Raw genomic sequence first — 24,273 nt, 5'->3', positions numbered from 1 at the left:
TGAGAGCTTAGCACTTATAATTGTAGGCGTTAAGATTAATCCCTAGGAATAAGTAGGCGCATATGGCAAGTAGGCGGCCAAAGTCATCATTAGTTAACTCTGTAAAAAAGCAACTCAACAAAGAGGTAAATACTGTTGTTAATGCCAAACTCAAACAATGGTTACGCACGCCTTTGGGTAAGATCATTGGCGCGGTCATTGTTTTAGCAGCGGCAGTAGGTGGGTTTTGGGCAGAGGACTCCAGCACAAGTACCTCCACGACCACCGTGACGCGGGCCAAAGGCCCTTTTGTGCTTGAGGGGCCGATCACTCATGTGGCCGATGGCGATACCATTAATATTCAAGTCAATGGGCAACGAGAACGGGTGCGCTTAGCAAATATTGATGCCCCCGAAAGCGAGGGGCGTTCCGATCGTCCGGGGCAGCCTTTTGCCGAGGAATCACAACAAGCTTTGGCAAAAATGGTATTAAATCAACATTTGCGTTTAGAGTGCTTTGAGCAAGATCATTATGGGCGTAATGTTTGTAATGTGATCTTACCTGACCAGCGTGTGGCGAATCGGGTGATGGTAGAGCAAGGGTGGGCGTGGGCTTATACAGGGAGCAATGGTCGCTACTTGCGAGATAAGTCTTTGATACAGGTTCAAGAGCAAGCACAAAAAGCAAGGCGTGGGCTTTGGCAGGATAAAAACCCGACGGCACCGTGGGTCTGGCGGGTACAATGTTGGCAGAGAAAACAATGCGATTGATATTATTTTTGATTGGGGCTGTTTTGTTAGCTGCGTGTGGACAACAAGCCGTTAACAGCCCTTATTTAACGGATCAAGCGCAAGAAAATATATTGTTTACGGCTTTTACGCAGCGTTCTCCTAAATACCTGGATCCGGCTAGCTCTTATTCTTCGGATGAAACCCCTTTTACTTATTCCATCTATGAGCCGCTTTATGGTTATCACTATTTAAAGCGGCCTTATGAGCTCATCGCTCGCACTGCAGAGCGCGTGGTTGAGCCGTATTATTTGGATGCCGCGGGTCAACGGCTTGCGGCAGATGCTCCTGTCGAGCAGATAGCGCAAAGCGTGTATGAGATTCCTTTAAAAAAAGGCATCTTATACCAACCTCATCCCGCTTTTGCTAAAGATGAAGCTGGGCAATATCGGTATTATCCCATTACCCCTGAGCAGCTTAAAAATAAATACGCCATCACGGATTTTCAGGAAATGGGGACCCGAGAGCTGACCGCGCATGATTATGTGTATGGCCTACGGCGTTTAGCGAGCCCGCGGGTGGTCTCGCCCATTTATGCTTTTTTAGCCGAGCATATCGTAGGCATGCAAGCCTATGGCGAGGCCTTAAGAGAAAAATCAAAACAGCTCGATAAGACCCAATGGCTCGATTTACGTCAAATAGGATTTGAGGGGGTGGAGGCTGTGGATGATTTCACCTTACGCATTCGTGTGCAGGGTAAATATCCCCAGTTTTCTTATTGGTTGGCGATGACGTTTACGGCGCCTATTCCTTGGGAGGTGGATCGGTTTTATCACCAGCCACAGATGGCAGAACATGATTTATCTTTGAACACGTGGCCTGTGGGCACAGGACCGTACATGTTGACGGAGTCGATACGCAATCGGCGTCATGTATTGAGTCGCAACCCCAATTTTAGGGGGGAGCCTTACCCCTGTGAGGGCGAGCCAGGCGATGAGGCCGCCGGGTTACTGAAAGACTGTGGTTTGCCTACCCCTTTTATTGATCAAGTGGTTTTTCAGCTAGAAAAAGAATCCGTGCCTTTACTAGGGAAATTTTTACAAGGTTATTATGATATTCCGCAAATAGAGCGGGGTGAGTATGGTGTGGCGATGACCGTGGCAGCCGAGGACTCACCAGAAAAAGCGGCGTTGTACAAAGAAAGGGGGTTGGACTTACGCACGTTGGCAGAGTCACAATTATTTTATTTTGGTTTTAATTGGCTAGACCCTGTGGTGGGGGCGGGCGAGACACCAGAGCAAGCAGAAAAAAATCGTTATTTGCGTCAAGCACTTAGTATTGCTTTTGACTGGGAGCAGTTCGTTACCATTTTCCAAAATGATCAGGCTCAAGTGGCCCATGGCCCTTTACCCCCCGGGGTGCGGGGTTATCAACCTTTACCTCAGGGATATAACCCTTATGTCTATGAGCTAGAACAAGGGGTAGTAAAAAGAAAATCCCTTGATCAGGCAAAAGCTCTATTGGCGAAAGCGGGTTACCCTGACGGGCGCGATGCGCAAACAGGTGCTCCTTTAATTTTGTATTTTGATTCTGCTGGGGGCATGGGCTCGAGTGCTATGCTGGATTGGATGCGGCGCCAATTGCAGCAGCTGGGGGTCCAGTTAGAAATTCGAGCCACGGATTACAACCGCTTCCAAGATAAAATGCAGCGGGGGGTTGCACAAATGTTTATGTGGGGGTGGGTGGCGGATTACCCTGATGCGGAAAACTTTTTATTTTTGCTCTATGGGCCGCATGCTCGTGCCCATGGGGGGGGTGAAAATGCAACGAACTACCAAAGCCCCGAGTATGATGCGCTGTTTGAACAAATGCGCTATTTGGATGATGGTCCAGAAAAAGATGCTGTGATTGCAAAAATGGTTGCTGTTGTACAAAAGGATGCGCCGTGGATGTTTGGCTATGTGCCTAATTCAGGGGGGGTGTATCAACAGTGGGTAGCCAATGCCAAACCAACACAAATGGTGCGCAACACGCTGCAGTATTTGCGTATCGATGCTTCGTTGCGTGCACAAAAGCAAGCCGAGTGGAATCAACCTGTTTGGTGGCCTTTGTGGGTGTTGGGCGCAGTGTTATTCATCATAGTAGGTATAGCGTGGCACTTAGTACGCCAGCGAGAAAAACAAATCGCAAAACAGGAGCACTAGAACATGGCACGATATATATGGCGACGCTTGGGCTATGGGGTATTGGTTCTATTAGGGGTTAATTTATTAACCTTTGTGTTGTTTTTTGCGGTAAATACCCCTGATGATATGGCGCGTTTAGCAATAGGGGGGCAGCGTATATCACCCGAAGCCATTGAACAGTGGAAAGAGCAGCACGGGTATAACAAACCTTTGTTTATCAATACCGCACAAAGTGGTTTGGCGGTTGTTCAAGACACTATTTTTTATGAACGCTCTGTGCCCTTATTACGCTGGGACTTTGGTTTTTCGGATAGTGGTCACGATATTAGTCAAGAAATTAAAAATCGCATGGGGCCAAGCTTAGCATTGGCCGTGCCTACATTTATCTTAGGCTTAGCTGCATCGGTAAGCTTTTCGTTATTTTTAGTATTTTTTCGGCATACCCGTATCGATTTTTATGGTGTGGTGTTGTGTGTGATATTACTGTCGATTTCGGGGCTATTTTATATCATTGCAGGGCAGTGGCTATTTGCCAAAGTATTGCGCTGGGTACCGTATTCAGGCTGGACGCAGGGCATGGATACCACACGGTTTTTGATTTTACCCATCGTAATAGGTGTGATATCACGTTTGGGGGCGGAGTCTCGCTTTTACCGTAGTTTGTTTTTAGAAGAAATCGCCAAAGATTATATCCGTACGGCCAGAGCTAAGGGGTTATCCGAGCCCTATGTTTTATTCAAGCATCTGCTGCGTAATGCGCTTTTGCCCATTTTAACTGGCACGGTTTCAGCAATACCGCTCCTATTTATGGGTAGTTTAATTTCTGAGTCTTTTTTTGGTATTCCTGGTTTAGGCAGTTACACCATCGAAGCCATTAATGCTCAAGACTTATCCATCGTGCGAGCAATGGTATTTTTAGGCTCTGCCTTATATATTGTGGGGTTGATTCTAGCTGATGTGTCGTACACCGTAGCTGATCCCCGCGTTCGCTTTGAGTGATGTCTATGCCTAAATTTATTCTGTTATGGACCGATATGTTTGTATGGCTGATGGTCGGTCTGGTGGCGGTGTATATCTGGCATGTGCGCCGTCATCCTGCTTTAGCGCGTGCCTGGCGAAGTGTGTTTTATACGCCATCGGCGTTAGCGGCGGCGATCATATTGGGTTTTTTTATCACTATTGGGCTGCTGGACTCGATACATTATCGGCCGGTATTGCCCGCAACAGAGAACCAGACTCAGGTACGCCATGCACCTGTGGCGCGCTCCGTACTGGATGATGTATTGGCTTGGGCGGCTTTAGCGAAAAAAGAGCGCAGCTACTCGGCTCCTTTGGCGACGCACTTGTTTTTTAAAGAGAGTCAGATTCAAGATGGGCAGGTGATACGTGATTTCCCGCGTTTAGAGCATGCTGCTTTGCAAATTCAAAATACAGAGCAACATCATTATGAGCTCATGCAGCTGGCGGCTTGGAGTGCGGCGGCTATTGTACTTACGGCCTTAGTTTTATATGGGCTGTGTCAGCAAGGAAGACGGCGTCATGCGGCTTTTCCGTGGCGAAGCTTATATTGGAGCTTAACGCTTTTATTTAGCTTAATCATTGTGGTGCTGATTTATAGTCGCTTTTATTATGTATTAGGCACGGACCGATCAGGTAATGATGTGATTTTTCAATCATTAAAAAGCATACGCACGGCCTTAGTGATTGGGACGTTGACAACATTAGCCATGTTGCCGCCAGCTTTGGGTTTTGGGATCGCGGCAGGGTATTTTAAGGGCTGGGTTGATGATGTGATCCAGTATATTTATACCACGTTGACTTCCATTCCCGGGGTGCTGCTGATTGCTGCATGTGTACTGATGATGCAGGTCTATATAGATACGCATCCTGAGCTTTTTGATACGGTTGCAGCACGGGCTGACTTGCGTTTGGTGGTGTTATGTTTGATTTTGGGGCTAACAGGCTGGTCGGGTTTATGCCGATTATTACGCGCGGAAACCTTAAAACTGCGTGAACTGGAATACGTACAAGCGGCGCGCGCCTTTGGGATTAGCTCTTGGGGGATCATGCGGCGACACCTTTTACCCAATTTGATGCATTTGGTTTTAATTACCTTGGTGTTGGAGTTTTCAGGCTTGGTACTGTATGAAGCGGTGCTGTCTTATTTAGGCATAGGGGTGGATCCAAGCATGCCTTCTTTTGGCACCATGATTGACGCCGCACGTTTGGAAATGTCGCGTGATCCCATGATCTGGTGGAATCTGACTGGAGCTTTTTTGTTTTTGTTGGCATTGGTTTTAGCTGCCAATTTATTTGCCGATGCCGTACAGCGTGCTTTTGATCCCCGCTCACGTCGTATCGCTGTGGAGGTAACCCATGCTTGAGGTTACGAACCTGACTTTGCGGGTGGCCGCGACTGGGCTAAAGGTCGTTGATGGTATCCATTTTTGTGTAACTAAAGGGGAAACCGCCGCCTTAGTAGGTGAATCCGGAAGCGGAAAAAGCCTAACCGCTTTAGCGATGCTGCGGTTATTGCCTGCGGGCATACAGATCGAAGAGGGACACGTCTTTTTAGATAAAACGGATCTTTTTGCACTTAGTGAAGCCCATATGCGCCGAGTTCGAGGTGGGCGTATGGCGATGATTTTTCAAGAGCCAGCGACCGCCTTAAACCCGATTCTGCGAGTCGGCGATCAAATCATAGAGAGTTTACGTTTGCATACCTCATATCGGGGGCGAGCCTTACGTGAGCGAGCCATTTGGTGGCTAGATAAAGTAGGGATCGAGCAGGCAGCGCAACGCATTGATGACTATCCATTCCAGTTTTCAGGGGGGCAGCGCCAGCGCATTATGATCGCCATGGCGCTGGCATCAGAGCCTGATATCCTCATTGCCGATGAGCCAACCACCGCCTTAGATGTAGCAATTCAAGCGCAAATTCTAGAGCTGCTTGCCCAAATTCAAAAGGAACTCAACTTAACGGTGCTATTGATTACGCATGATCTAGCAGTGGTTAAGCATGTGGCGGATCGAGTCGTATTAATGCGCGAGGGCAAAATCGTAGAGCAGGCGACTACAGAGGCTTTTTTCCAGCGCCCTAAACATCCTTATGCTAAACAGCTTTTAGATGCTGTGCCTAGCTTTGCCAAAAGACCACAAAAAGCCCCGACAGAAACCAACCAAACTCTGCCTTTGTTGCAGGTTAATAATCTAAGCGTAGCCTATAAGCAAAAAAAGCGTTGGTTGGCTCCCCCTGTTTTGACACCGATTGTGAAGGATGTGAGCTTTGATCTCTATAAGGGCGAAACCTTAGCTTTGCTTGGTGCATCGGGGTGTGGAAAAAGTACGGTAGCCAAAACCTTAGCGCGGTTATTGGATGATCAAACGCAAATAAGCGGGCGGGCACGTTTACATCACCAGGATTTGCTTACGTTACAAGGGGCTGCCTTAAAGCCACAACGACGAGCACTACAAATTGTGTTTCAAGATCCGTTTGCCTCGTTAAACCCTCGTATGACGGTGGGGGAGATCCTGGCCGAGGGGTTGATCAGCTTGCGTCCGCATTTATCTGCTGTGCAGCGTCAACAGCGTATAGAGCATCTTTTGGATGTGACGGCTTTGCCTAGAGACAGTGCCCAGCGTTATGCGCATGAGTTTTCAGGTGGACAACGTCAGCGTATTGCAATTGCTCGTGCTTTGGCTGTTGAGCCAGAGGTATTAATTTGTGATGAGCCCACTTCGGCGTTAGATGTCTCGGTGCAGATCCAAATCTTAGACTTACTATTGGATTTGCAACAGCTTACGGGCTTAGCATATCTTTTTATTACCCATGATTTTAGTGTTGTGGAATATATTGCGGATCGTGTAGCGATCATGCACGAGGGGCGTATTGTAGAAAAGGGGGAAACCAAGCAGGTGTTGTTGCAACCGCAGCACCCTGTTAGCCGGCGCTTAATTCAGGCTGTGCCTAAGCTCTAGGGTGTTTTTCTTTGTTAAAATATACCATTTGGTCTTTATAAATATAGTCGTGTATGGCATTAAAAGTATTTGATTTGCAATGTGAATCGGGGCATGTCTTTGAGGGCTGGTTTGCATCGCATGAGGATTATGATCAGCAAGTGGCCAAAGGTTGGCTAAGCTGCCCGGTGTGCGATAGCAAGACAATTACAAAAAAACTCTCGGCTCCACGTTTAAATTTACGTCACGCTTCTGCAGCAGAGGCGGCTCCCGCCAAGGTTGATGTAGCAACCATTCAGGCCAAGCTTCTTCAACAACTCAAACAGGTCATCAAAAACACAGATGATGTGGGTGATAATTTTGCCCAAGAGGCAAGAAAAATGCACGAAGGAGAAAGCCCTGAGCGTGCCATACGCGGATCAGCAACGGTAGAGGAATATCAGTCTTTGCGCGAAGAGGGGATTGCCGTATTACCTATACCGGAATTTTTGGATGAAGATAAATTAAATTAAAAAAGCCGTCGTGATAAGACGGCTTTTAGGGATACTCCACTATCGTGCACAGGGGTTAAACGCGACTACGGTATTCGTTGGTGCGTGTATCAATTTCGATTTTGTCACCGATCTCGCAGAACATGGGGACAGAAATGGTGTAACCTGTGGCAAGACGCGCAGGCTTCATGACTTTGCCCGAGGTATCACCGCGTACTGCTGGCTCGGTGTATTCGATTTCACGAACAATGGTAGTAGGCAGCTCTAAAGAAATCGCACGGCCCTCGTAGAATACGACTTCGGCGGTCATACCGTCCTCGAGGTAGTTGAGCGCATCGCCCATGCTATCGGCTTCGATTTCATACTGGTTGTAGTCGGCGTCCATGAATACGTACATGGGGTCCGCAAAGTACGAATAAGTACATTCTTTTTTCTCAAGCAGAACGATTTCAAATTTTTCGTCAGCTTTGTGAACGGCTTCGCTGGCGCTGCCAGTCAGCAGGTTTTTGAATTTGAGTTTTACAACAGCACTGTTGCGACCCGATTTGTTGTATTCGGCACGCTGCACCACGAGCGGCTCGCTGCCCATCATTACCACGTTACCAACGCGTAATTCCTGTGCGGTTTTCATAGATATAAAAACTCCAATGAATAAAGCTCCGCACGCAATAGGCACAAGTATTGGCTAACAAAACCACCCAATGGGTGTTGTTCTTTGCTAAAGCGGAGTGGAAAAAAAGTTATTTTACCTTGTTCTGAGCAATTTGCGAACAAAAAGCCACCAATTGTCGAGCTAAATCCGTTTGTTGTGCTAAATCAGAAGCGTATTGCCGACATTGTTGCTGCCATGTTGGGTATTGATCTAAGGCCGTGTCTAGGGCTGAAGCCAGTGGCAGGCTCTGATTCCACGCCTCGATAAGCTGTTGGATGGTTGGCGTAAAAGGCGTGCGTTCTAGCCAGGCTTGGAGCTTAATTAAATGGGTGTTTTCCTCTTGAATATAAGGTTGCCAAATAAAGGGTTTGGCGGCCCAGATCGCTCGCACAAAGGAATCTTCACCACGTACAATGTTCAGATCGGCCAGATCGAGTAGTTGATCAAATTGTGCTTGTGCTAAATAAGGTAGCGTATGCACTGTTAAACCTGCCGGTGCAGGCACGGCAGGGGTGGTTGCCGCGGTATATACGGTCCATGATTCTGGGCGTTGCGCCAGTGCTTGATAAAGCATGGAGATTGGCGCATTGGGATAGCTAAAAACAAAAGCAACGCGATCTGAGCGTGGGGCGGGAACGCCAATGTCCTCCCATGAGAATGGCGTAGTATGTTGAAAAGGGCGTAGTAAGCCCCCCGTGCGTGGGGTAAAGCCAGGAAAGAAGAAATACTTATCGACCCGATTGGGCTGGGGCGAGGGCAAACCATGGACGGCTTCGACCCAATCTTCTGCGCTCAGGTATTCTAAATTTACCCAGACGCTGGTGTGGAGTGGCATCTGTTCGATATAAGGGGAAGGCAGATCACAACCAAAGCTTTCAATCACCCATTGCGCGGGGCTAAGCGTATGCGCTTGATCCCAATGACATATTGTGATGCGACGATAGCTTTGCACCATTTTGTGGGGATTAATGAGAGGTTCAATGCGTGCAAAGGCGGCAAGGTCGTCAATAAATAAGCGTACGGGACCATAATCAGAGAGCTGTCTGACTAAACGCCAACAAACACCAATATCGCCGTAGTTATCGACGACACGACAGAACACATCAATGGAGTACATAAAAACTAGTGCAAAGCATCAGGGGTAAAGTGTAAATCCTCGGGTAGGTAAGGGTGTTGTAGTTCCCCTTCGGTCGTAGGAAAAGACGGCGCCTCGCAGTCATCACAGAACTCGGGGGTAAATAATCCGGCTAAAAACAAAATAGATTCTACACCTAGCTCAGTTAATAAGTTTTGAATTTCAGTCGCATTATCTTGATAATGTGGGCTAGAAAGATCCACTTCTTCTTTGCTAAAAATGGGCCAAACACAGCCGTATAAGATTTCTTTTTGATCTTGCACACTTAGACCGATGCGAAACTCTTCGGTGTGATGATCCCCACAGCGAGCAATGGTTGCCGTCAGATCTTTAGGCTCTTTGTGCATGACGGTGGCTAGCCACTGCACCGCCGCTTTAAGCGCTAGCGGTCGCATGTATTTATCACTCATCCGATTATTATAAAAATACCCGTTAGGGGGTAAGTAGTGACTTTGGCAGCCAGCGAACATGGTGCTTAGAATCGCCTCACATTGTATTTGCCATTGCTCTTGTGCGCAGCGCATGGCTTGAACGGGATCAGACTGTTGTTGCCAAGCAAAAAGGGGGGAGCCTACAGGAACCGCAATTGCACTGACGATAAATTTTGTATCTGCCAATAAGTTGATACCGTCGTCACGCTGGTCGATTTCGATGGTAGCAGGCTGGGCAGCTAAGGCGAGTTGTCCTAGTTGCTTACATAAGGCTTGAGTTTGTGCAAAGCTTTTGGGTAGCTGATCAAAACTAAGTAGCTGACCTAATAGCGCCACTTTTGCTTGGGGGCTTGCATAGTCTTTGACAAGACTAAGAAGTTTTTCGTGCTGAGTATGGCTTAGGATGCCTTCGGGCAACTGGTAACGTGTCCATGTGGTGATGGGAGCCGTAACAAGGAGCACATGGTAGTCTTGGCCTTGATGAGAGAGAACGGCGCTCTCCGCAATGGACTCAATCAGGCTTGCTAGGATGTCGTAGAGATCCGATTGGGATGTGGTAGCGAGATAATCCAAAAGCTGTTCGAGGATAAGACTATCCACATCATCGAGTAAAAGCTGTACGGTTTGATTAAGCTGATCTTCCCAAAATTGGTCTTCTAGGCGCGATCCGGAATGATTGAGTGCTTCGATTAAGTTCAGCAAATCATGTGCTTTATGATGGAGCACAGAGGAAGAGTCGGTAGAGTCAGCCATGAAGATTCCTAACAGAACAAGCAAAACCTACAGTGTACCTGTACTACATGCTTGTGGCGATAAAAAAACCCCTTGGGGCCGAAGCAACCAAGGGGTAATCACAAAACAGAAGGAGATTATTCTACGCTGTCAGCGATTTCTTTGAATTCTTCGATTTGGTCGAAGTTCATGTAGCGATAAATGTCATCGCTGTTGGCTTGGAGAATGCCCATATCAGCCAGGTATTCTTCTTTGGTGGGGATACGCCCTAAACGAGAACAAATAGCTGCCAGTTCCGCTGAACCTAAGAAAACGTTGGTGTTTTTACCAAGGCGGTTAGGGAAGTTACGGGTACTGGTCGACATCACGGTAGCGCCCTCACGTACCTGGGCTTGGTTACCCATACAAAGTGAGCAGCCTGGCATTTCCATACGAGCACCGGCTACGCCTAATACCCCATAATGGCCCTCTTCGGTAAGCTGGGCTTGATCCATTTTGGTTGGGGGCGCGACCCAGAGACGGGTTGGGATATCACGCTTGCCCTCGAGCAGCTTGGAGGCGGCACGGAAGTGACCGATGTTGGTCATGCAGCTACCAATAAAGACCTCGTCAATGGGGGTACCCGCCACATCCGAGAGGGTTTTGACGTCATCGGGGTCGTTCGGGCAGGCCACAATTGGCTCGTGGATTTCTGCAAGATCGATTTCGATAACAGCCGCATATTCGGCGTCGGCATCAGGCTCAAGAAGCTGTGGGTTTTCTAGCCACTCTTCCATGGCTTTGATGCGACGGCGTAAGGTGCGCTCGTCTTCGTAGCCATTGGCAATCATCCATTTCAATAGCGTGATGTTGCTGTTGAGGTATTCGATAATTGGTTCTTTGTCTAAGCGTACCGTACATGCGGCGGCAGAGCGCTCAGCAGACGCGTCGGAAAGCTCAAAAGCCTGTTCGATTTTGAGATTGGGTAAGCCCTCGATCTCAAGAATGCGACCAGAGAAAATGTTGACCTTGCCGGCTTTTTCTACAGTGAGTAGGCCTTGCTTGATGGCGTAGTACGGAATGGCATTGACCAGATCACGTAGCGTAACGCCAGGCTGCATTTCGCCTTTAAAGCGTACTAATACGGACTCGGGCATGTCTAAGGGCATAACACCAGTTGCCGCAGCAAAAGCGACCAAGCCGGAACCAGCAGGGAAGCTAATCCCGATTGGGAAGCGGGTGTGCGAATCACCACCTGTACCTACGGTATCAGGTAGCAACATGCGGTTGAGCCAAGAGTGAATAATACCGTCACCTGGGCGTAGCGATACGCCACCACGAGTGCTAATGAACTCGGGTAGCTCATGGTGCGTTTTCACATCGATGGGCTTGGGGTACGCGGCCGTGTGACAGAAGGACTGCATCACTAAATCGGCAGAGAAGCCTAAGCATGCTAAGTCTTTGAGCTCGTCGCGTGTCATTGGGCCAGTGGTGTCTTGGCTCCCTACGGTGGTCATGCGTGGCTCACAGTAAGTACCGGGGCGTACGCCTTGGCCTTCGGGTAGACCACAGGCACGACCTACCATTTTTTGCGCTAAGGTAAAGCCTTTGCCTGTATCCACAGGGGCTTGGGGCAGACGGAAGAGGTCGGTAGGACCAAGACCTAGGGCTTCACGAGCACGAGTAGTTAAACCGCGACCAATAATGAGGGGGATACGGCCACCGGCACGGACCTCGTCAAAGAGTACATCGGATTTGACTTTGAATTCGGCGATGACTTCGCCGTTTTTCAAAGCTTTGCCTTCGTAAGGGCGTAATTCGATCACATCGCCCATTTCCATTTGAGACACATCCAGCTCGATGGGTAGAGCACCGGCGTCTTCCATGGTGTTATAGAAAATAGGGGCGATTTTACCGCCTAAACATACACCGCCAAAACGTTTGTTGGGTACGTAAGGAATGTCCTCTCCGGTAAACCACAAGACCGAGTTGGTTGCGGATTTACGAGAGGAGCCAGTACCGACTACATCACCCACATAGGCAACAATATTGCCTTTGGCTTTAAGGGACTCGATTAATTTGATCGGGCCGACTTTACCTGGCTCATCGGGTTCAATGCCAGGGCGTGGGTTCTTAAGCATGGCAAGCGCATGCAGTGGAATATCAGGACGGCTCCAAGCATCAGGGGCGGGTGATAAATCATCGGTATTGGTTTCACCCGTGACCTTGAATACCGTAATGGTTAGGCTTTCTGGGACCTCGGGACGAGAGGTGAACCATTCACCGTCGGCCCAGCTTTGTAGAATTTCTTTGGCGTATTGGTTGCCTTGATCCGCTTTGTCTTTAACATCGTGGAAAGCATCAAACATTAATAAAGTATGTTTGAGACCCTCGGCAGCAACCGGAGCTAGCTCGTCATCGTCAAGTAACTGAATGAGAGGCGAGATGTTGTAACCGCCTAGCATGGTGCCGAGTAATTCGGTAGCACGTTTTTTATCAAATAGTGGGTTAGTTTCAGAGCCAAGAGCAACTGCCGCTAAATAGGAGGCTTTGACTTTAGCAGCATCGTCTACACCGGCAGGAACACGGTGTGTGAGGAGCTCAAGTAAGAAGTCTTCTTCGCCCGCAGGAGGGTTTTTAATGAGCTCGATTAAATCAGCGGTTTGTTGCGCAGTAAGAGGAAGCGCAGGGATGCCTAACGCAGCGCGTTCGGCAACGTGTTGGCGGTAAGTTTCCAGCATGTTGCAGGCCTATTTAGGTAAGTTGAATAAACGAAGCGATAGTGCTTGCCCTTATTGTAAGAGTAACTGTAGGGCGGTGCAACAGTCTTATATAAGACATAAGACTTATTGGGCTAACAGTGATTGATATTCTGGGTGACGTTGAAAATACGTTGCCGTATAACTACATACGGGGTTGATCTTGAGTTCATTGTTTCTGGCAAAGGCAAAAGCGGCTTCGGTTAGTTGCCCGGCTATACCTCGTCCACCTAAGGCTTTGGGGACAATGGTGTGGGTAATGGCCATAATATTATCTTGAATTTGATAATCGAGATGGCAAAGCAGTTGGTTCTCGTGGTATTCGAAACGGGAGGCCTCGGTATTATGCTGAATATCAAGTTTCATAAGCACACCTTAGAAAATGGCGGCCAGGCCGCCGTAGCGTTATCGTTGATGTAAAGGCGTAAAAGCACGTGGCTCAGGGCCGGTATAATTAGCGGTAGGTCGGATGATTTTACCGTCAGCGCGCTGCTCTAGAATATGCGCTGCCCAGCCCGCTGTCCGTGCTATCACAAAAAGTGGGGTAAACATAGAGGTCGGCACCCCCATACGATGGTAAGCGACGGCAGCATACCAGTCGAGGTTAGGGAACATCTTTTTCTCATTCCACATTAGCTGCTCAATGCGCTCAGCAATTTCAAAAAGCGTCATGTTTTGGGATTTGCTCGAAAGCGATTGGGCAACCTCTTTGATTACCTGATTGCGTGGGTCTGATACGGTATAAACTGGGTGCCCAAAACCAATAATGACTTCTTTGTTTTGTACACGAGCGCGGATATCGTTTTCTGCCTCGTCGGCGCTGTCGTAGCGCTGTTGGATTTCAAGCGCGACCTCGTTGGCTCCCCCATGTTTGGGGCCACGTAATGCGCCAATAGCACCAGCAATAGCGGAATACATATCTGAGCCTGTGCCTGTGATGACACGGCTGGTAAAGGTAGAGGCATTAAACTCGTGCTCTGCGTAAAGGTTCATGGAAACATTCATGGCATGAACCCACTCTTTGCTTGGGGTTTTCTGATGCAGTAAATGTAAAAAGTGTTCTGCCATGCTGTCATCATCGGTTTGCACGTCGATCATCTCACCGCGATGACTGTAGTGGTACCAATATAAAAGAGCGGACCCTAATGAAGCCAGAAGACGGTCGGCAATATTGCGAGCTTCGGCAACGGGTTGTGATTCTTTTTCTGGGAGTACGCAACCTAAAACCGACACGGCCGTACGTAAAACATCCATTGGGTGACTTGCCGCGGGTAGGTATTCGAGCACTCGTTGTAAGTCGTTGGGTAAACCACGTAGGCTGGCTAGCTTTTGTTTATAAAGGGTTAGTTCGCTGGGGGTGGGGAGTTTGCCATAAATCAGCAGATAGGCAATTTCTTCAAATTCGCAGCTGGGAGCAAGCTCTAAAATATCGTATCCGCGATAAAACAGTGCATTGCCACTAGAGCCCACAGCACTAAGTGCCGTATTGCCGGCTACGATACCGGACAAGGCAACGGATTTTTTAGGGCGGGGGGTCATTTCTGTTGTCATTGTCTCTCCTCCTGATAGAGATAACTAATAGATATCTCGTTTTATGCTATAGAAAAAATGGATATAAAAAAAGCCCGAATTAATCGGGCTTTAGTTGTAGCATTAAGCGAGCAAGTCTTTAATGCCGTCGCGTTCTTCTAAAAGCTCGTTGAGCGTATGATCCATGCGCTCACGAGAGAAATCATCGATCTCTAGTCCTTCTACGAGCTTGTATTCGCCATTTTCAGTGGTTACGGGGAAGCCATAAATAATGCCTTCGGGGATGCCGTAGGAGCCATCAGAAGGTACACCCATGGTTACCCATTTGCCATTTGAACCTAAAACCCAATCACGGATGTGATCAATGGCGGCGTTAGCTGCTGATGCGGCAGAGGATAAACCGCGCGCTTCAATGATGGCAGCACCACGCTTGCCTACCGTTGGGATAAAGGTGTCTTTGTTCCACGCCTCGTCATTGATTTTGTCTTTGAGGCTTTGGCCATTAACCGTAGCAAAACGGATGTCAGGATACATGGTGGGGGAGTGGTTACCCCAAACAATGAGGTTCTCGATATCCGCGACGGCGACCTTAGCTTTGTCCGCCAGCTGAGACAACGCACGGTTGTGGTCTAGGCGTAGCATAGCGGTAAAGTTTTTCGCCGGTAAATCCGGAGCGGATTTCATGGCGATGTAAGCGTTTGTGTTGGCAGGGTTACCTACCACTAGTACTTTTACATCACGGCTGGCGACGTCGTTGAGTGCCTTGCCTTGCTCGGTAAAGATCTTGGCGTTAACGGTTAGCAGGTCTTTGCGCTCCATACCTGGACCGCGTGGACGGGCGCCGACTAATAGGGCAATGTCCGCATCTTTAAATGCTTCGCGTGGATCGCTGTGTGCTGTCATGCCCTGCAGTAAGGGGAAAGCACAATCGTCGAGTTCCATCATGACACCCTGTAAGGCTTTTTGTGCTTTTTCATCAGGGATTTCAAGAAGTTGTAAGATAACAGGCTGATCTTTGCCTAGCATTTCGCCGGAGGCGATACGGAATAAAAGTGCGTAACCGATTTGGCCAGCGGCGCCAGTAACGGCAACGCGCATTGCGGGTTTGCTCATGAGTGTTGACTCCAAATAGTTGGAAAACAGGGTACTGCTATAGCATCGAGTGTAATGCTTTTTGAACCCTAGACCAAACTCAATTATACGTCAAACCTCTTATATCTTATATAAGACACAAGAGTGTTAGACAGAATGGACTTTGCGTGTCAAAATAACGGATATTCTTTTTCTAATTTGCCAGGGTCTGCCTTTATTCAGATGCTTGGCCTCTCATATCGACTATGTCTGAATCTAACTCAGTCAATGTAACAAATTCTGAGCGCGGCACGGCGTATAGTCCGCTTTATCAGCAGATTAAAGCGCTGCTGCTTAAAAGCTTAGATCAGGGCGAATGGAAACCCGGCGAGGCCATTCCGAGCGAACTGGATCTGGCAGCGCGTTTTCAGGTCAGCCAGGGTACTGTGCGCAAAGCCATCGATGAGCTTGCCGCCGAAAATTTGTTAATACGTCGTCAGGGCAAAGGCACGTTTGTCTCCACACACAACGAGGCCAAGGTTCGATACCGTTTTTTACGCTTGACGCCCGATGACGGGCATCAACCAACGACCCGTAGCGAAATCATTGGCTGCTATCGAGTCAAAGCCCCCGCTAAGATCGCCGCTTTGTTGGCGTTACGCCCTGTGGACACCGTGATTAACATTCAGCGTGTTTTATCGTTTGATGATAAGCCCACTATTCTGGATAACATTTGGTTGCCTGCACAGGTATTTAAGGGCATGACTACCGAGGCTGTTATGCAGAATCGAGAGCCACTTTATGCGTGGTTCGAGGGTCAGTTTGGGGTCAGTATGTTGCGTGCAGATGAAAGCATTCGTGCCGTAGCGGCTACAGAAGAATCCGCGCAACGGTTACAGGTTTCTGTGGGTTCACCCCTGTTACAGGTGGAAAGGGTTGCTTATACTTATGGGGAGCGACCCATGGAGGTTCGCCAAGGCTTGTATATTACCAGCCATTTCCATTATAGAAATAGCCTAAACTAAAGGGTCAGCTCATGGATTGGTTTTGCTGATTATCAGCAGGCGTAGTTCTGAGCATTTAATTTGTTGTAATACTGTTTTATTTTTAACTTCGAGGCCATCATGTCTGATACCGCCCAAAAGCAGCGTCCGCAGTATCGCAATGTCAGCGTGCCGCAGATATTGTCATACCGTATGCCACTGGCTGCTAGAACGTCGATCTTGCATCGAATCAGTGGTGCTTTGTTATTTTTAAGCTTACCCGTCATTATTTTACCGTTGCTGGCAATGAGCCTAAGCTCCGAGGCGGGCTTTGCCGCATTGAGCAATGTGTTTGGTAGCCCGATCATGAAGCTCATTGTGTTGGCGCTGGTTTGGGGCTATCTCCACCATTTCTGTGCAGGCATTCGTTATTTAGCCCTAGATTTAGGCAAAGGTAACGATAAATACACCGCAAATAAAACCGCGGCATCGGTATTAGTTGTGAGCTTGGCATTAACTGTCGTATTTGCACTTAAATTGTTCGGAGTATTCTAATGGCTCAAGAACGTATTGGAACAAAACGTTTAGTAGTTGGTGCGCACTACGGCACAATTGATTTTATTGCCCAGCGTCTGACTGCTGTAATTATGATTCTCTATACCCTAGTGTTGCTAGTAGGGGTGCTGTTTACCTCTGAGCTCAACTACGAGGGGTGGCGTAATCTGTTTGCTTTTAAGTGGTTTGGTGTCTTTCCTGCGGGCCAACTACTCGCCACATTATTCTTTATGTCCTTAGCGTGGCATGCCTGGATTGGTGTGCGCGATATTTGGATGGACTACATTAAGCCAACTGGCATTCGTCTTGCACTACAAGCCTTTACGGTCTTGTGGTTAGTTGGTTCTATTGTTTATTTTGCACAAATTATCTGGAGCCTGTAACCGTGGCTGCTATTAAAACTTCTTTACCACGCCGCCAGTTTGATGTGGTGGTAGTTGGCGCCGGCGGTGCCGGTATGCGTTGTTCCCTACAATTAGCCGAAGCGGGCTTGTCTGTAGCGGTCTTATCTAAAGTCTTTCCTACGCGTTCTCATACTGTAGCTGCCCAAGGCGGTGTTAGTGCTGCACTTGGTAACATGAGCGAGGACCACTGGTATTGGCATATGTACGATACCGTCAAAGGCTCTGACTGGTTAGGCGACCAAGACGCGATTGAGTTCATGTGTCGCGAGGCACCACATGCTGTGTATGAGCTAGAGCACTTTGGGATGCCTTTTGACCGTAACCCCGACGGTACGATCTATCAGCGTCCATTTGGTGGACATACAGCTAACCATGGTGAAAAACCTGTACAGCGTGCCTGTGCCGCTGCTGACCGTACTGGGCATGCGATGTTACACACGCTTTACCAGCGTAACGTAGCGGCTCGTACTAACTTCTTTGTTGAGTGGATGGCACTAGACCTATTGCGCAACGAAGAAGGGGATGTGCTTGGGGTAACCGCCCTCGAGATGGAGACGGGTGAAATTTACGTGCTTGAGGCCAAGCGTACGGTATTAGCTACAGGTGGAGCAGGGCGCATTTGGGCGGCTTCGACAAACGCCTTTATTAACACCGGCGATGGCTTAGGTATGGCAGCCCGTGCAGGTATTCCTTTACAAGACATGGAGTTCTGGCAGTTCCACCCCACTGGGGTTGCGGGCGCTGGGGTTCTTATCACTGAAGGGGTCCGAGGCGAAGGCGGTATTCTTTTAAATAAAGACGGTGAGCGTTTCATGGAGCGCTATGCACCAAACCTAAAAGACTTGGCGCCACGTGACTTTGTGTCTCGCTCTATGGACCAAGAAATTAAAGAAGGGCGTGGTTGTGGACCAGATGGTAGCTATGTTGTCTTGAAGCTAGACCATTTAGGTGCGGAAACCATTAACAAGCGCTTACCTTCTATTCGTGAAATTGCTATTAAGTTTGCGAACGTGGATCCGATTAAAGATCCGATCCCAGTGGTACCGACCATTCACTATCAGATGGGTGGTATTCCCACTAACTACTATGGCCAGGTCACTACCTTAGACGCCGAAGGCAACACGCAAATCGTGAAAAACCTTTACGCTGTGGGCGAGTGCGCGGCTACAAACGTCCACGGGGCAAACCGTTTAGGTACGAACTCCTTGCTCGACTTGATTGTCTTTGGTCGTGCGGCAGGTAATCACATTGTTGAGTCGCGTCCTGATAACGAGCACGCGCACCAAGACATTCCTGAGTGGTCGATTGAGCAGTCGATGGATCGTGTCAACCGCTTAGAATCCCGCACTTCAGGACAGCGCTCCCAAGAGGTTGCAGAAAAGATTCGTCAAACCATGCAAGCTCACTGTGGGGTGTTCCGTACCTTGGATCTCTTGAAAAAAGGCGAAGAGCTGATCGAAGGCTTGGTTCCCGAGGTAGATGAAATTTACTTCCAAGACAAATCCAAAATCTTTAACACCGCTCGAGTGGAAGCACTAGAGGTCGCTAATATGATTGAAGTGGCACGTGCTACGACAAAATCGGCAGCGAACCGTACAGAAAGCCGTGGTGCGCATGCACTAAACGACTATCCAGAGCGTGATGATGAGAACTGGTTGAAGCACTCGGTGTGGTTCTCCGAAGGCAGCACTTTGCGTTACAAGCCTGTACAAATGCAGCCTATCTCCGCTAAATCTATCGCTCCACAGCCACGCACTTTCTAAGCAGGTATTACGATGAGCAAACGTATTGTTAAATTTGAAATTTATCGCTACGACCCCGATAAGGATGAGCGTCCTTATATGCAAAAGCTCGAGGTCGAGCTTGAGCCCAACGATAAAATGTTGTTGGATGCTATTGTTCGCATCAAAAACACCGTAGACGATAGTATTTCTATTCGTCGTTCTTGCCGCGAGGGCGTATGTGGCTCGGATGCGATGAATATCAATGGTAAAAACGGTCTGGCCTGTACCACTAACTTAAATGACTTAAAACAACCCATCGTTTTACGTCCCTTACCCGGTCTGCCTGTTATTCGTGATTTGATCGTTGATATGACGCATTTCTTTGATCAGTATCATTCGGTTAAACCGTATCTGATCAATGACACACCACCGCCAGAGAAAGAGCGTTTACAAACCCCCGAAGCCCGCGAGGAGCTAAATGGTTTGTACGAGTGCATTTTGTGCGCGTGCTGCTCGACATCCTGCCCCTCTTTCTGGTGGAACCCAGATAAGTTCGTCGGTCCTGCCGGTTTATTACAGGCGTATCGCTTTATTGCGGACTCACGTGATGAGGCCACGGGCGAGCGTTTGGATAACCTAGAGGATCCGTATCGACTTTTCCGCTGTCATACCATTATGAACTGTACTGATGTCTGTCCTAAAGGGTTAAACCCTTCTCATGCCATCGGTAAGATCAAGGAGATGTTGGTACGTCGTACTGTTTAAAGGTTGGAAATGAGAACGTTAACGCAGTTAGAACGTGCGCGCTTGCGTTGGCGCGCACGCCGAGGCTTACTAGAAAACGACTTAATTATCACGCGGTTTTTAGATAAATACGAAGCGGAGCTAACTGACGTTGACGTCGCCGCTTTAGATCGCCTGTTTTTAATGGGCGATCATGATCTTTTGGATGTGTTGTTAGCCCGTTCTGAGCCACAGGGCGAGTACGACAGCCCCGATATTCATCGTTTGGTCGCAATTATGCGATCGCTATGATTTTTAAGGAAAAGCAAAATGGAACTGTCAGATAAAAAAGCGACTTTGTCGTTTTCCGACGATACCCCAGCAATAGAGCTTCCTGTATATAAAGGAACCATTGGCCCAGATGTGATTGATATCCGTAAACTATACGGTCAAACCGGTATGTTTACTTATGATCCGGGTTTTATGGCAACGGCATCCACTGAGTCCGCTATTACCTATATTGATGGTGATAAAGGCCAGTTGCTTTATCGTGGTTACCCTATCGATGAGCTCGCTAAAAACTGCGATTTTCTCGAGGTTAGCTACTTGATTTTAAATGGCGAGCTACCTACACCAGAGCAAAAACAAGAATTTGATAATTTGGTGATGCAGCACACCATGGTTAAAGAGCAAATGCATAGTTTTATGCGCGGATTCCGTGCAGATGCTCACCCCATGGCGATTTTGACGGGTATGGTTGGGGGGATGTCTGCTTTCTATCATGACTCCACCGATATTACGAACCCAGAGCATCGTCGCATTTCAGCGATTCGCTTGATCGCCAAAATGCCAACACTTGTAGCAATGGCTTATAAGCATGGCATTGGTCAGCCTTTTATGTACCCCAAAAACGACTTGTCGTACACAGGCAACTTCTTGCGAATGATGTTCGGTACACCTTGCGAAGATTACAAGGTTAACGAAGTGGTTGAGCGCGCTTTAGACCGTATCTTCATTTTGCATGCGGATCATGAGCAGAACGCTTCCACATCTACCGTTCGTTTATGTGGTTCTTCTGGCACAAACCCCTATGCGGCGATTTCTGCTGGGATTGCATGTTTGTGGGGCCCTGCACACGGTGGTGCCAACGAAGCTTGCTTGAATATGCTTGAAGACATTCAAGCCAACGGCGGGGTAGAAAAAGTGGGCGAGTTCATGGAAAAGGTGAAAGACAAAACCTCTGGCGTGCGCTTGATGGGTTTTGGTCACCGTGTCTATAAAAACTATGACCCTCGCGCTAAGCTGATGCAAGAAACATGTAAAGAGGTACTCGAGGCTTTAGGTCTAGAGAATGATCCTTTATTTAAACTTGCTATGGAACTAGAGCGTATTGCTCTCGAGGATCCTTACTTTGTAGAGCGTAAACTCTATCCAAACGTTGACTTCTATTCCGGTATTGTACAGCGTGCAATCGGGATTCCAACCGAACTATTTACCGGTATTTTTGCCTTAGCACGTACGGTGGGTTGGATTGCACAGTGGGATGAGATGATTTCTGATCCTAACTACAAAATTGGTCGTCCACGCCAGCTCTACACTGGTTACACCGAGCGCCATATCTAATATTATTAGATGTATAGTAAACCCACCAATTGGTGGGTTTTTTAATGGGTGATTTTATGATTCGAGCGGTGCTCCGCAGGAGGGGCTAACGGAGAACGTTTCAGCAAAGAGGGGTGTTGCTGTTCTAAATAGCGTATACAGCTCACACGTAAAAAGGACGCAAAATTGGGCACCTCGCCCTGTAGTGCATACACTTCGTTATATAGGGTGGCAATGAGCTGATTTGTTGTTAGGTTTTCTTCGGCAGCAATCTGACTGAGTACATCCCAAAATAAGTTTTCGAGCCGAATGCTCGTGACAACCTTATCGATTCGGATCGAGCGGCTTCTGGATTCGTAGAGGATGGGGTCGGTTTTAGAGTATATTTCGCACATGGCTTTCCTAGATCAAGCCGCATGGGCTTTACCAATACGGCTTGTATATCATCGATATCTATTTAAATAGATTGAAGTTTCATTTGTTGGCTAATATATTCAGCTTGTCGAATGGCTAGGGCAACAATTGTTAATGTTGGATTTTCTGCAGCGCTAGTTGTGAATTGGCTGCCATCTGATATAAATAAATTCGCAATATCATGGGTTTGACCGTACGAGTTACAGACGCCATCCTCTGCCTTTAAGCTCATTCGGCAGGTTCCTAGGTTATGGGTTGAGGGATATGGTGGAGTTTTAAAAGTACGTTTGGCTCCGATGGATTCGTATAAGGCGACACTTTGGTTGAAGGCGTGTTCTCGCATTCTTATATCATTAGGATGATCATCATAATGCACGTTAGGGACTGGTAAACCGAACTGATCTTTTTTTGTATGGTTAAGGGTTATTCGATTTGTAGGTTGTGGCATATCTTCACCAACTATCCATAACCCAGCTGTTTTTTTATAATTATCCATAAAAAATGCAAAGTCAGCGCCCCAAGCGCCAGGATTCAAGAATGCAGCATAAAAAGGTAAACCTAGACTTATAGTTTCGAGCTCATAGCCACCGACAAATCCACGTTGCGGATTGTTTATTGCTTCATCTTGTACGATACCGGCCATTATAGTACCTCGGTTCATATAAACGTCTTCATCAAAGACGGCGTAAACAGAGCCTGTAACATGACGCATGTAGTTTCTTCCAACTTGATCAGAGCTATTGGCTAAGCCATTTTGATACTTGCTAGACTCTGATAGAAGCAGCAAGCGAGGGGTTTCAATAGAGTTTCCAGCTACACAGATAATGCGAGCTTTTTGTCTTTGTTCTTTTCCGTTCGCATCATAATAAATAACCGCATTAACTTTTCCCATCTCATCATGTTCGATTCGAGCGGCATGACAGTTGGTTCGTAAATCTAGATTTCCGGTAGCTTCTGCTTTAGGAATTTCTGTATAAAGAGTAGACCACTTGGCTCCCATTTTACAGCCTTGAAAGCAGAAACCTTGTTGGGTACAGGAGGCTCTACCATCACGAGGACGGCTATTAATAGCCATATGTCCCGTACTTACTTGTTTATATCCTATTCGTGTGGCGCCATTATAGAAAACTTTAAAATTATTATTACCAGGTAAGCCAGGAATACTATTTGTACGTGTAACTCCCATTTTATGTTCAGCGAGCTCATAGTAGGGCTCTAGTTCAGTTAGCGTAATAGGCCAATCAAGTAAATTAGCGTTTTTTATTTTTCCGTAATGACTAAGAGCTTTGAACTCATGGGCTTGAAATCGTAGTGAAGCCCCAGCCCAGTGTGTTGTTGTTCCTCCTACGGTTTTACAGATCCATGCAGGTAAATCAGGAAAATCTTTGGCTATACGCCAGCTGCCAGACGTTGTTCTTTTGTCTAACCATGCTAGCTGCTCAAAAGATGCCCACTCATCTTGAATAAAAGTTTCAGGGCTTTGGCGCTCGCCCGCCTCTAGCAATACTACTTTAATACCTCGCTGACAGAGCTCATTTGCTAGAGTACCACCGCCTGCTCCTGAGCCAATGATTACTACCACATCGGAATCATTATTATCAAATTTTGTTTTATTCATGTCTCCACTCCTTGTTATATTAATTTAAGTGGTACTCTTTAAAAGGCATTGGACTTGCTACTTCTGGTGGGTTGTCAAGCCAGATTAAATCATTAAAGCCATTTAGTAGATATCCCCCTTTGCTCCAACTTTCTCCTTCATATCCAAAATATATTTGTGCTAAAGGATGGTTGTAAATTGAGGTAATGCACTGCTGGCGTACTTTATGAAAAAAATCAGTTTCTTGTATTGAGTTTAATTTTTCTACTTGTGCTGCAGCACTAAGCTCATTGAACGGATGCGGGGAGTTCAGAAGCGAAAGCCCCTTTAGAACTACTTTTCTAGTTTCGGGGGTATTACATAATTGATCTATATCTTTAACTAGGATGGCGTATACTGCATCATCAAGTCCCTCGTGAGGATATAGGCGTTTTGCCATGGACAATAATGATTGGGCTTGAAAGCTATTGAGATGATGGGCCTCGAGTGCCCAGCTTGTGCTGGGAGCTATCGAGGCTAAGAAACTACCTGAGCTTATTACGCCTGTTAAAACAATATATTTTTTTAAAAATTGACGACGATGCTGGCAGGTGTGTTGAAATTGGTGGATAGTATTATGTTTTTTTTGCATTGTTGTCTCC

Annotated in this window: 23 protein-coding genes; 13 read left to right on the top strand and 10 right to left on the bottom strand. The window is 47.5% G+C overall.

Features of this window, described 5'->3' with window-relative positions:
• The first annotated feature begins 62 nt into the window (after nt 1-62).
• The 6 genes from ABD980_RS05065 to ABD980_RS05040 are packed head-to-tail and all read left to right on the top strand — an operon-like array spanning nt 63 to nt 7,362.
• The gene (locus ABD980_RS05065; protein ID WP_260649082.1) at nt 63-749 is read left to right on the top strand and encodes a thermonuclease family protein; all 687 of its coding nucleotides are present in this window, start codon (nt 63-65) and stop codon (nt 747-749) included.
• Nucleotides 740-2,911: an ABC transporter substrate-binding protein gene (locus ABD980_RS05060; protein ID WP_345370063.1), complete on the top strand. Its 2,172-nt coding sequence runs from the start codon at nt 740-742 to the stop codon at nt 2,909-2,911. Before ABD980_RS05065 ends, ABD980_RS05060 begins: the two co-directional genes overlap by 10 nt.
• 3 nt (nt 2,912-2,914) lie before the next feature.
• A complete protein-coding gene (locus ABD980_RS05055) occupies nt 2,915-3,892 on the top strand; it encodes an ABC transporter permease (protein WP_345370061.1) in 978 nt (325 codons plus the stop codon).
• Between the two features lie 5 nt (nt 3,893-3,897).
• On the top strand, nt 3,898-5,277 hold the full coding sequence (locus tag ABD980_RS05050; RefSeq protein WP_345370059.1) for an ABC transporter permease: 1,380 nt from the start codon (nt 3,898-3,900) through the stop codon (nt 5,275-5,277).
• Nucleotides 5,270-6,871, top strand: coding sequence for an ABC transporter ATP-binding protein (locus ABD980_RS05045; RefSeq protein ID WP_345370057.1), 1,602 nt, complete (start codon nt 5,270-5,272; stop codon nt 6,869-6,871). The genes ABD980_RS05050 and ABD980_RS05045 overlap by 8 nt, the downstream gene beginning before the upstream one ends.
• Before the next feature lie 53 nt (nt 6,872-6,924).
• A complete protein-coding gene (locus ABD980_RS05040; RefSeq protein WP_345370055.1) occupies nt 6,925-7,362 on the top strand; it encodes a DUF1178 family protein in 438 nt (145 codons plus the stop codon).
• 55 nt (nt 7,363-7,417) lie between these two features.
• Here the strand turns inward: ABD980_RS05040 and efp are convergent, their stop codons facing one another.
• From efp to ABD980_RS05005, 7 genes are all read right to left on the bottom strand, one after another.
• On the bottom strand, nt 7,418-7,972 hold the full coding sequence (efp, locus tag ABD980_RS05035; RefSeq protein ID WP_260649076.1) for an elongation factor P: 555 nt from the start codon (nt 7,970-7,972) through the stop codon (nt 7,418-7,420).
• A gap of 109 nt (nt 7,973-8,081) precedes the next feature.
• A complete protein-coding gene (locus tag ABD980_RS05030) occupies nt 8,082-9,110 on the bottom strand; it encodes an elongation factor P maturation arginine rhamnosyltransferase EarP (RefSeq protein ID WP_345370052.1) in 1,029 nt (342 codons plus the stop codon).
• A 5-nt stretch (nt 9,111-9,115) separates the two neighbouring features.
• Nucleotides 9,116-10,312, bottom strand: coding sequence for a DUF2863 family protein (locus ABD980_RS05025; RefSeq protein ID WP_345370050.1), 1,197 nt, complete (start codon nt 10,310-10,312; stop codon nt 9,116-9,118).
• Between the two features lie 116 nt (nt 10,313-10,428).
• Nucleotides 10,429-13,011 (bottom strand): bifunctional aconitate hydratase 2/2-methylisocitrate dehydratase, encoded by a 2,583-nt coding sequence (gene acnB, locus ABD980_RS05020; RefSeq protein ID WP_300648084.1) that lies wholly within the window; start codon nt 13,009-13,011, stop codon nt 10,429-10,431.
• A 105-nt stretch (nt 13,012-13,116) separates the two neighbouring features.
• Nucleotides 13,117-13,395: a GNAT family N-acetyltransferase gene (locus ABD980_RS05015; protein WP_260649072.1), complete on the bottom strand. Its 279-nt coding sequence runs from the start codon at nt 13,393-13,395 to the stop codon at nt 13,117-13,119.
• Nucleotides 13,396-13,434: 39 nt separating this feature from the next.
• On the bottom strand, nt 13,435-14,580 hold the full coding sequence (gene prpC / locus ABD980_RS05010; RefSeq protein ID WP_345370047.1) for a bifunctional 2-methylcitrate synthase/citrate synthase: 1,146 nt from the start codon (nt 14,578-14,580) through the stop codon (nt 13,435-13,437).
• A 102-nt stretch (nt 14,581-14,682) separates the two neighbouring features.
• Nucleotides 14,683-15,672 (bottom strand): malate dehydrogenase, encoded by a 990-nt coding sequence (locus tag ABD980_RS05005; protein ID WP_260649070.1) that lies wholly within the window; start codon nt 15,670-15,672, stop codon nt 14,683-14,685.
• A 224-nt stretch (nt 15,673-15,896) separates the two neighbouring features.
• On the opposite strand from ABD980_RS05005, the gene ABD980_RS05000 reads away from it, so the two are divergent.
• From ABD980_RS05000 to gltA, 7 genes are all read left to right on the top strand, one after another.
• Nucleotides 15,897-16,655, top strand: coding sequence for a GntR family transcriptional regulator (locus tag ABD980_RS05000; protein WP_260649069.1), 759 nt, complete (start codon nt 15,897-15,899; stop codon nt 16,653-16,655).
• A gap of 99 nt (nt 16,656-16,754) precedes the next feature.
• On the top strand, nt 16,755-17,168 hold the full coding sequence (gene sdhC, locus ABD980_RS04995) for a succinate dehydrogenase, cytochrome b556 subunit (protein ID WP_260649068.1): 414 nt from the start codon (nt 16,755-16,757) through the stop codon (nt 17,166-17,168).
• Nucleotides 17,168-17,551, top strand: coding sequence for a succinate dehydrogenase, hydrophobic membrane anchor protein (sdhD, locus tag ABD980_RS04990; protein ID WP_260649067.1), 384 nt, complete (start codon nt 17,168-17,170; stop codon nt 17,549-17,551). Before sdhC ends, sdhD begins: the two co-directional genes overlap by 1 nt.
• 2 nt (nt 17,552-17,553) lie before the next feature.
• Complete coding sequence (gene sdhA / locus ABD980_RS04985; protein ID WP_260649066.1) at nt 17,554-19,335, top strand: succinate dehydrogenase flavoprotein subunit; 1,782 nt, start codon at nt 17,554-17,556, stop codon at nt 19,333-19,335.
• A 12-nt stretch (nt 19,336-19,347) separates the two neighbouring features.
• Nucleotides 19,348-20,061 (top strand): succinate dehydrogenase iron-sulfur subunit, encoded by a 714-nt coding sequence (locus tag ABD980_RS04980; protein WP_260649065.1) that lies wholly within the window; start codon nt 19,348-19,350, stop codon nt 20,059-20,061.
• Between the two features lie 9 nt (nt 20,062-20,070).
• On the top strand, nt 20,071-20,331 hold the full coding sequence (locus ABD980_RS04975; RefSeq protein ID WP_260649064.1) for an FAD assembly factor SdhE: 261 nt from the start codon (nt 20,071-20,073) through the stop codon (nt 20,329-20,331).
• 18 nt (nt 20,332-20,349) lie between these two features.
• A complete protein-coding gene (gltA, locus tag ABD980_RS04970) occupies nt 20,350-21,642 on the top strand; it encodes a citrate synthase (protein ID WP_260649063.1) in 1,293 nt (430 codons plus the stop codon).
• 41 nt (nt 21,643-21,683) lie between these two features.
• Here gltA and ABD980_RS04965 read toward each other — a convergent pair whose 3' ends face one another.
• The 3 genes from ABD980_RS04965 to ABD980_RS04955 form a co-directional block, all read right to left on the bottom strand.
• Nucleotides 21,684-22,016, bottom strand: coding sequence for a ribbon-helix-helix domain-containing protein (locus ABD980_RS04965; RefSeq protein WP_300647194.1), 333 nt, complete (start codon nt 22,014-22,016; stop codon nt 21,684-21,686).
• Between the two features lie 62 nt (nt 22,017-22,078).
• On the bottom strand, nt 22,079-23,653 hold the full coding sequence (locus ABD980_RS04960) for a GMC family oxidoreductase (protein ID WP_345370041.1): 1,575 nt from the start codon (nt 23,651-23,653) through the stop codon (nt 22,079-22,081).
• A 19-nt stretch (nt 23,654-23,672) separates the two neighbouring features.
• Nucleotides 23,673-24,263: a tat (twin-arginine translocation) pathway signal sequence gene (locus tag ABD980_RS04955; RefSeq protein ID WP_345370039.1), complete on the bottom strand. Its 591-nt coding sequence runs from the start codon at nt 24,261-24,263 to the stop codon at nt 23,673-23,675.
• Nucleotides 24,264-24,273 lie beyond the last annotated feature (10 nt).

This window comes from Paenalcaligenes hermetiae (assembly GCF_039543645.1).
Lineage (GTDB): Bacteria > Pseudomonadota > Gammaproteobacteria > Burkholderiales > Burkholderiaceae_B > Paenalcaligenes > Paenalcaligenes hermetiae.
This window is presented reverse-complemented; position numbering and strand designations above follow the sequence as displayed.

What these genes read in the sequence shown, in the direction of transcription:
- ABD980_RS05045 (WP_345370057.1), top strand. Translation starts at nt 5,270, where the DNA reads ATGCTTGAGGTTACGAACCTGACTTTGCGGGTGGCCGCGACTGGGCTA.
- ABD980_RS05040 (WP_345370055.1), top strand. Translation starts at nt 6,925, where the DNA reads ATGGCATTAAAAGTATTTGATTTGCAATGTGAATCGGGGCATGTCTTT.
- ABD980_RS05050 (WP_345370059.1), top strand. Translation starts at nt 3,898, where the DNA reads ATGCCTAAATTTATTCTGTTATGGACCGATATGTTTGTATGGCTGATG.
- sdhC (WP_260649068.1), top strand. Translation starts at nt 16,755, where the DNA reads ATGTCTGATACCGCCCAAAAGCAGCGTCCGCAGTATCGCAATGTCAGC.
- efp (WP_260649076.1), bottom strand. Translation starts at nt 7,972, where the DNA reads ATGAAAACCGCACAGGAATTACGCGTTGGTAACGTGGTAATGATGGGC.
- acnB (WP_300648084.1), bottom strand. Translation starts at nt 13,011, where the DNA reads ATGCTGGAAACTTACCGCCAACACGTTGCCGAACGCGCTGCGTTAGGC.
- gltA (WP_260649063.1), top strand. Translation starts at nt 20,350, where the DNA reads ATGGAACTGTCAGATAAAAAAGCGACTTTGTCGTTTTCCGACGATACC.
- sdhD (WP_260649067.1), top strand. Translation starts at nt 17,168, where the DNA reads ATGGCTCAAGAACGTATTGGAACAAAACGTTTAGTAGTTGGTGCGCAC.
- ABD980_RS04965 (WP_300647194.1), bottom strand. Translation starts at nt 22,016, where the DNA reads ATGTGCGAAATATACTCTAAAACCGACCCCATCCTCTACGAATCCAGA.
- ABD980_RS04975 (WP_260649064.1), top strand. Translation starts at nt 20,071, where the DNA reads ATGAGAACGTTAACGCAGTTAGAACGTGCGCGCTTGCGTTGGCGCGCA.
- ABD980_RS05000 (WP_260649069.1), top strand. Translation starts at nt 15,897, where the DNA reads ATGTCTGAATCTAACTCAGTCAATGTAACAAATTCTGAGCGCGGCACG.
- ABD980_RS04955 (WP_345370039.1), bottom strand. Translation starts at nt 24,263, where the DNA reads ATGCAAAAAAAACATAATACTATCCACCAATTTCAACACACCTGCCAG.
- ABD980_RS04980 (WP_260649065.1), top strand. Translation starts at nt 19,348, where the DNA reads ATGAGCAAACGTATTGTTAAATTTGAAATTTATCGCTACGACCCCGAT.
- prpC (WP_345370047.1), bottom strand. Translation starts at nt 14,580, where the DNA reads ATGACAACAGAAATGACCCCCCGCCCTAAAAAATCCGTTGCCTTGTCC.
- ABD980_RS05015 (WP_260649072.1), bottom strand. Translation starts at nt 13,395, where the DNA reads ATGAAACTTGATATTCAGCATAATACCGAGGCCTCCCGTTTCGAATAC.
- ABD980_RS05065 (WP_260649082.1), top strand. Translation starts at nt 63, where the DNA reads ATGGCAAGTAGGCGGCCAAAGTCATCATTAGTTAACTCTGTAAAAAAG.
- ABD980_RS05060 (WP_345370063.1), top strand. Translation starts at nt 740, where the DNA reads ATGCGATTGATATTATTTTTGATTGGGGCTGTTTTGTTAGCTGCGTGT.
- ABD980_RS04960 (WP_345370041.1), bottom strand. Translation starts at nt 23,653, where the DNA reads ATGAATAAAACAAAATTTGATAATAATGATTCCGATGTGGTAGTAATC.
- ABD980_RS05055 (WP_345370061.1), top strand. Translation starts at nt 2,915, where the DNA reads ATGGCACGATATATATGGCGACGCTTGGGCTATGGGGTATTGGTTCTA.
- ABD980_RS05025 (WP_345370050.1), bottom strand. Translation starts at nt 10,312, where the DNA reads ATGGCTGACTCTACCGACTCTTCCTCTGTGCTCCATCATAAAGCACAT.
- ABD980_RS05005 (WP_260649070.1), bottom strand. Translation starts at nt 15,672, where the DNA reads ATGAGCAAACCCGCAATGCGCGTTGCCGTTACTGGCGCCGCTGGCCAA.
- ABD980_RS05030 (WP_345370052.1), bottom strand. Translation starts at nt 9,110, where the DNA reads ATGTACTCCATTGATGTGTTCTGTCGTGTCGTCGATAACTACGGCGAT.